This window comes from Bacillus cereus group sp. Bc010, assembly GCF_027716745.1.
Classification (GTDB): Bacteria; Bacillota; Bacilli; order Bacillales; family Bacillaceae_G; genus Bacillus_A; species Bacillus_A pacificus.
In genome coordinates, this window is record NZ_JAQFUY010000024.1 from 60,756 (window position 1) to 67,144 (window position 6,389).

The window sequence follows — 6,389 nt, forward strand, 5'->3', positions numbered from 1 at the left end:
AGGAGGGACGAAGTATGAAGACATTTCCAGTCAGTATTGTAACTCCTGATGGACCGGTTTACGAAAAAGAAGTAGAAATGGTAAGTGTAAAAGCAGAGAGTGGGGAAATGGGGATTTTACCAGGTCACATTCCAACTGTTGCACCATTAAAAATTAGTGCAGTTCGTCTGAAAAATGGTGGACACACTGATTATGTAGCAGTAAGTGGTGGCTTTATCGAAGTTCGTCCAGATAAAGTAACTGTATTATCATCATCTGCTGAAGAAGCAAACCATATCGATATCCATCGTGCAAATGAAGCGAAGCGTCGTGCGGAGCAACGTCTGCAAGATAAACAAGCACATGTTGACTTTAAACGTGCAGAAATGGCATTGCAACGTGCTGTGAACCGTTTAAACGTTTCCGATATGAAATAAAAAATTCGTAAAGGCTTTGCCTTTACGAATTTTTTTGTGGATTTTATGGATAATTTTACAAAAATGGTATAATTATATCAGCGCTCGTATAAGTAGAGAATGTACAACAATTTATAAAGGAGATGAATAAATGATTGGTGAAATGAAACGAGAAGCATTGCAATCTTTAAAAGGAAAATGGGGACTAGGTGTTGGATCAACGATTTTATATTTTATTTTAAGTTATGTTGTTTCAATGGCTGCAATGCTTATACTTTTAATTCCAGGAATTATTATATTTTTCTCGTTTGCTGGTTTAACAGGTTCACTTGAAGAGGAAACAATGTCAATTGGAGCAGGTGTTACATTCGGGATTTTTTATTGCATTATGATAATTTTGAGTAATGCATCGTATGGGATTACATCATACGGTTATACAAATGTGTTCTTACAGATTAGTAAACGAGAAGGTGCTAAAGTAGATCACTTATTCGAAGGATTTCGTGGCTTTAAAAGAATGATGAAAACAATGTGGGCAATGCTTGCGATTTTATTATATACAGGTACATGGATTCCGATGTTGCTAGTAGCCTTATTTGCATTTTTGGGTGAAGAAGGAAATACGTCGTTTGCTATTGCTTTCTTTGTACTATTAGCTATTTCAATCGTTGGTATGATTGTGATGTACTTTTCTTATGCAATGACGTACTATGTTATGGTTGAAAATCCAGAGTATAGTGTATCACAAGCTATGAAAGAAAGTAAGAATCTGATGAAGGGGCACAAATTAGATCTATTTCTTTTATGGCTAAGCTTTATCGGTTGGGCTATTTTAGCGATTTTTACACTTGGAATAGGTTTTCTATGGCTTAGTCCGTATGTGAGTACAACGACAGCGCATTTTTATCGCTACATTTCAAAGGGTGAATTGCAGTAGGAATATGCTATACTAATAGAATTATTGTGTATAGGAGGCGAGGCTAAACATGATTAGTGATTTAAAAGGAGAAGCACTGGACTCATTAGAAGGGAAATGGGGATTAGCTGTCGGGGCAACATTACTGATTTCGATTCTTCTTACGACCTTTAGTTTTAGTATTGAGTGGGTATTTTCTTCAATTTTTGATTGGAAAGAAACGAAAAATTCAATTTCAATAAATATCATTACATTTTTTGTTACTGGGCCTTTAACTTTAGGTGGATATTATCTTGCTTTAAATATCCTTCGTGAAAAGCAAGCTAGTATCGGTAATGTGTTCATTTGGTTTTCAGAGGGAAAGAGATTTTTAAAGTCATTTTTATTATATTTATTAGTAAATTTTTATCTTTTCTTATGGACGTTACTGTTCATTATCCCAGGCATTATTAAATCATTTTCTTATGCGATGACGTACTTTATAATAAATGATCACCCTGAGTATTCTATAAATCAAGCGATTACAGAAAGCCGTCGTATGATGGATGGGCATAAGATGGAGTATTTCATTTTATGTCTGAGCTTTATTGGTTGGTTTATATTAAGTTGTATTACACTCGGGATTGGATTCTTATGGCTAATTCCATATTTTTATACGACGTCAGCAGCCTTTTATGAAGAGATTGCAGAGGAATATTACGAGAAAAAAATTCCAACACTATAAAGTGGAGCATCCCACATTGATGATTCGTTTTATAAAACCCCCAGTATGAGCTATTGATTCATACTGGGGGTTTTTTGTAGAAATTTTATAAATTGATGACTAGTAAGTGGTTTACTGAAATAGTAACCTTGCATATATTTACAGTTGTTCTTTTGTAGAAACTTAAGTTGTTTTTCTGTTTCAATTCCTTCAGCAACGACAGATAGGTTTAAAGTATTTGCAAGAGAAAGGATAGTGGAAACGATGGCCCTTTCTTCAGGGCGATGATCGGCGAGTTGTGTAAATTCTCTCGGTACTTTTAATGTATCAATAGGGAAAATGGATAAATAAGCAAGAGAAGAATAACCGGTTCCGAAGTCATCAATGGACGTTTGAATACCATATTCCTTTAATTGCTTTAGCTTGGATAATGTTTCTTTTTCATCGATCATTGCAATTCGTTCTGTTAACTCAAGTGTTACATCTTTTGGATCGACTTTAACGTCTGTTATTATTTGTAAAATATTTTCGATTAAATTATTTTGCTGGAACTCTTTAGCTGATAAGTTAACACTTATTTTTAAATCTTTGTAGCCAAAAGTATGCCATATTTTTAGCTGGCGACAAGATTCATTTAATACCCAATGACCAAGTGGAATGACTTGGGGAGTTTCCTCTACAATTGGAATGAACTCACATGGCGGAATGTCACCTAGGAGTGGGTGTTTCCAGCGTAGCAATGCTTCAGCACCAATGATCTTTTTCTTCGTAATATCAATTTGTGGTTGATAGACGAGATAAAATTCTTCGTTTACTAAAGCGAGTGGTAAATCTTTTTCAATTCGAGCTTTTCGTTCCATTTTTTTATACAATTCTTTCGTGTACAGAGAGCTACCATTTTTCCCTTTATTTTTTGCTTCGTACATGGCCATATCAGCATGTTGTAAAATCGATAATGGATCTTCACCTGCTTCAGGGTATATTGCTATCCCGATGCTAGGTGAGATTTGTAAATGTTGATTTTCAATTTCGAATGGTTCGTTCATGGCTGCTACAATTGTATCAGCTATTTTTTTTACATCTGGCCTCTTTTTATAATTTTCGATAAGGATTGTGAACTCATCTCCAGCTAATCGGGCAAGCTTCATATTTGGTGTCGCTATACTTTCGAGTCTTTTTGCTACTGCAATTAATAGAAGGTCGCCTACCCTATGACCGAGGGTATCGTTAATAACTTTAAAGCGATCTAGGTCAAGAAACATAACAGCAAAAGGCATTTTTGATATTTTGGATCGTGCAATTGCTTGTTCTACATATTGATGAAATGCACGTCGATTTGCAAGCTCTGTTAGTGTATCATGATATGCTAGAAAATTAATTTGTTCCTGTTGTTGTTTGCTTTCCGTAATATCTTTAATCATTAAATAAACTCCAGAAATATGATCCTTTAAAAAGATAGGAACAGCTGTCACATGCAAGTAGTAAATATCTCTATTTTTATGATATGCCCGTATTTCTAAAGAAATAGATTTCCCCTTTTTTACGCGATGGAAGGCATTGATGATTTCTTCCAAATCTTCTTCATACGTAAGTGAATAGTAAGGTTGATTTAATAATTCATTCGTTTGATAACCGAGTAAAGTCGTACCAGCGTTATTCACTTTAAGAAAATTACCGTATAAATCTAATGTGAAAATGGGATCTGGATGATGCTCGTATAAAGATTTAAACATTTGTTGGTTATGATATAGTTCATTTTTTTGTTCTACTAAATCTTCTGTACGCAGTTCAATTTGTTTTTCGAGTTCTGAGTTGAATTGCATTTGGGCTAATAATAATATTTTATTTTGCTTTCGAACTAAACTATGGCGAATGAGAACGAAGGAGAAAGTTATCATAAGCCCGATTACTACAATAGGTGCAAAAACATATTCGACTAATATGAAAACAATAAGCATTACGACAGAAATATAAGGTAATGATAATCTGATCGCTTCCCCAAGTTTAGGTGTTAATAGCACTTGTTCTTGTTTTTCAGGTTCTTTTGTATGAAGAATACAGGCGATTGCTACTAGCACTAAAGTTACTTGATAGAGAGGAGTAATTGTAAACATAGAATATTCGGGCGTGAAGTATTTAATATAAGCATAAATCGCATCTGTAGTCGCATACAAAATTAAAGCACTACCAAGGAGCGCACCGACTTTTTTCGGTAATAAGGAAAGTGGTTTGAATAAAAGGTTAATCCCTATGAGAAAAAAGAGTAAATCGGTCATTGGATAAGTAAGTTGAACAAATATGTCGATATAGGATGTTGAAGAAATGTAAATGGTTCGTTCAATAAGTAAGTAGTAACTTAAAGTGAACTGTGCTGTAACAATAATACAAATATCACATATCATAAAAAGCTTTTCTAATAAATCTCGGTTATAAATGATTTCATATAGAAAGGCAAATGCAAAGCTAATTAAAAAAAAGTAGATAAAAAAAATCAGACGGATCAACGAATGTATAGTAGTCCTTTAAAATTAAACGTTGATAGGCAACGATGATATCACCAATGAAATAAGAGAGGGTTCCAACACATAAAATGGTCCAAAATAAACGAGGTAACCCTTCTTTCATGTTTGAAAAATAAAGTATATAACTACAAGCGATAACATCAATGAATAATGTACTCATACCAATTAATATTTGAAAAGGAAATGAGTATTCATATAGAAAAGGCATTGTCACGTAATGAATCATTATAGACAACAATATAATGCTTATAAGAATGCTTACATGTGTTTGTTTTTTCATTTATCTCACCCACGGTATATACATATAAATTCCTCTTTTTATTTTTTATAGTTTCTATACTTATTTTGCACAGGTATAGCCAGTTATAAAAATAGATTTTAATAATTCTCGTTTCTGTCCCCAACATATCGACATAGGAATTTGAAGTTTGCTATAATGATTAAAACAGTTTAATTATTTAAAAAAATTTAAAAATAATAATTACTGCAACTAGGACATATTGTTTACTAAGTGAACTTGTTCTTAATTTAGGGGGGAGGGTTTCACAATGGCAAGTGTATATGAAAATAGTTATATGATTGTTTTGATTTTCTTGCTATTAGGCATATTGCTTCCGGTAGTGGCTCTTACATTAGGAAGGATGCTGCGCCCAAATAAACCAAGTGCAGCGAAAGCGACGACGTATGAGAGTGGGATTGAGCCTTTTCATGATGCAAATATTCGGTTTCATGCTCGTTATTATATTTTTGCTTTATTGTTTGTCATCTTTGATGTAGAAACTTTATTTTTATATCCATGGGCTGTTGCATATGACAAGCTCGGTTTATTTGCACTGATTGAAATGTTCATTTTTGTTGTAATGTTGCTAGTTGGGTTAGCGTATGCTTGGAAAAAGAAGGTGTTACAATGGTTATAAATTTTGAGGAATTACATCCAAATGAGCGAGTGGAATTAGAACGAAATATCTTTTTTTCTACATTGGAACAGTTGAAGGGATGGGCGCGAAGTAATTCTTTATGGCCAATGACATTTGGACTGGCATGTTGCGCAATTGAAATGATGGGAGTAGGTTCATCACATTATGATTTAGATCGATTTGGGTCATTTTTTCGGACTTCACCAAGGCAATCGGATGTTATGATTGTGTCGGGAACGGTAACGAAGAAGATGGCTCCTATTGTTCGGCGCTTATATGATCAAATGCCTGAACCGAAATGGGTTATTGCAATGGGATCTTGTGCGACAGCAGGGGGCCCGTATGTAAATTCATATGCTGTTGTAAAAGGTGTAGATCAAATTGTACCAGTTGACGTGTATATCCCTGGTTGCCCACCAAATCCCGCTGCTTTAATTTATGGCATTAATAAATTAAAAGAAAAAATTCGTTACGAGGCAAAGACGGGGAAGCAGGTGACGAATAAATGAGTGATCCAAACAAAGATTTAGAGGATTTGAAAAGAGAAGCGGCTAGGCGTGCGAAAGAAGAGGCGAGAAAGCGTCTCGTTGCGAAACATAATGCGGAAATAAGTAAACTTGAGGAAGAAAATCAAGAAAAAGAGAAAGCGCTATCAAAAAATGATGGTATGACTGTGGAAGAAGCGAAACGCCGTGCTGCAGCAGCCGCAAAAGTGAAAGCGGCGGCGCTAGCAAAACAAAAAGGAGAAGGAACAGAAGAAGAAAAGGCCAAGGCGAAAGCGGCGGCGCTAGCGAAACAAAAAAGAGAAGGAATGGAAGAAGGAACAGAAGAAGAGAAGGCAAAAGCAAAGGCGAAGGCAGCAGCAGCCGCAAAAGTGAAAGCGGCGGCGCTAGCAAAACAAAAAGGAGAAGGAACAGAAGAAGAAAAGGCCAAGGC

General features: G+C 35.1%; 5 protein-coding genes and 2 pseudogenes. 6 read left to right on the top strand and 1 reads right to left on the bottom strand.

Going from position 1 to position 6,389, the window contains the following annotated elements; translation table 11 throughout:
- Positions 1 to 14: 14 nt before the first annotated feature.
- The 3 genes from atpC to PDQ68_RS21290 all read left to right on the top strand — a co-directional run bounded on the left by atpC (position 15) and on the right by PDQ68_RS21290 (position 2,035).
- The gene (gene atpC / locus PDQ68_RS21280; protein ID WP_000847211.1) at positions 15 to 416 is read left to right on the top strand and encodes a F0F1 ATP synthase subunit epsilon; all 402 of its coding nucleotides are present in this window, start codon (positions 15 to 17) and stop codon (positions 414 to 416) included.
- Positions 417 to 546: 130 nt separating this feature from the next.
- Positions 547 to 1,332, top strand: coding sequence for a DUF975 family protein (locus tag PDQ68_RS21285; protein ID WP_016719000.1), 786 nt, complete (start codon positions 547 to 549; stop codon positions 1,330 to 1,332).
- Between the two features lie 49 nt (positions 1,333 to 1,381).
- Positions 1,382 to 2,035, top strand: a complete 654-nt coding sequence (locus PDQ68_RS21290; protein WP_016718999.1) for a DUF975 family protein — start codon at positions 1,382 to 1,384, stop codon at positions 2,033 to 2,035.
- Between the two features lie 50 nt (positions 2,036 to 2,085).
- Here PDQ68_RS21290 and PDQ68_RS21295 read toward each other — a convergent pair.
- Positions 2,086 to 4,816: pseudogene (locus PDQ68_RS21295) on the bottom strand (putative bifunctional diguanylate cyclase/phosphodiesterase).
- A 268-nt stretch (positions 4,817 to 5,084) separates the two neighbouring features.
- On the opposite strand from PDQ68_RS21295, the gene nuoA reads away from it, so the two are divergent.
- The 3 genes and pseudogenes from nuoA to PDQ68_RS21310 all read left to right on the top strand — a co-directional run.
- Positions 5,085 to 5,453 carry an NADH-quinone oxidoreductase subunit NuoA gene (gene nuoA / locus PDQ68_RS21300; RefSeq protein WP_016718997.1) on the top strand — a complete coding sequence of 123 codons (369 nt, stop codon included), beginning with the start codon at positions 5,085 to 5,087 and terminating at the stop codon, positions 5,451 to 5,453.
- Positions 5,444 to 5,962 (top strand): NADH-quinone oxidoreductase subunit NuoB, encoded by a 519-nt coding sequence (nuoB, locus tag PDQ68_RS21305; RefSeq protein WP_000236332.1) that lies wholly within the window; start codon positions 5,444 to 5,446, stop codon positions 5,960 to 5,962. Before nuoA ends, nuoB begins: the two co-directional genes overlap by 10 nt.
- Positions 5,959 to 6,389, top strand: a pseudogene (locus tag PDQ68_RS21310) (NADH-quinone oxidoreductase subunit C); the annotation flags it as partial. The gene nuoB and the pseudogene PDQ68_RS21310, both read left to right, overlap by 4 nt.

What these genes read in the sequence shown, in the direction of transcription:
- PDQ68_RS21290 (WP_016718999.1), top strand. Translation starts at nt 1,382, where the DNA reads ATGATTAGTGATTTAAAAGGAGAAGCACTGGACTCATTAGAAGGGAAA.
- PDQ68_RS21285 (WP_016719000.1), top strand. Translation starts at nt 547, where the DNA reads ATGATTGGTGAAATGAAACGAGAAGCATTGCAATCTTTAAAAGGAAAA.
- atpC (WP_000847211.1), top strand. Translation starts at nt 15, where the DNA reads ATGAAGACATTTCCAGTCAGTATTGTAACTCCTGATGGACCGGTTTAC.
- nuoB (WP_000236332.1), top strand. Translation starts at nt 5,444, where the DNA reads ATGGTTATAAATTTTGAGGAATTACATCCAAATGAGCGAGTGGAATTA.
- nuoA (WP_016718997.1), top strand. Translation starts at nt 5,085, where the DNA reads ATGGCAAGTGTATATGAAAATAGTTATATGATTGTTTTGATTTTCTTG.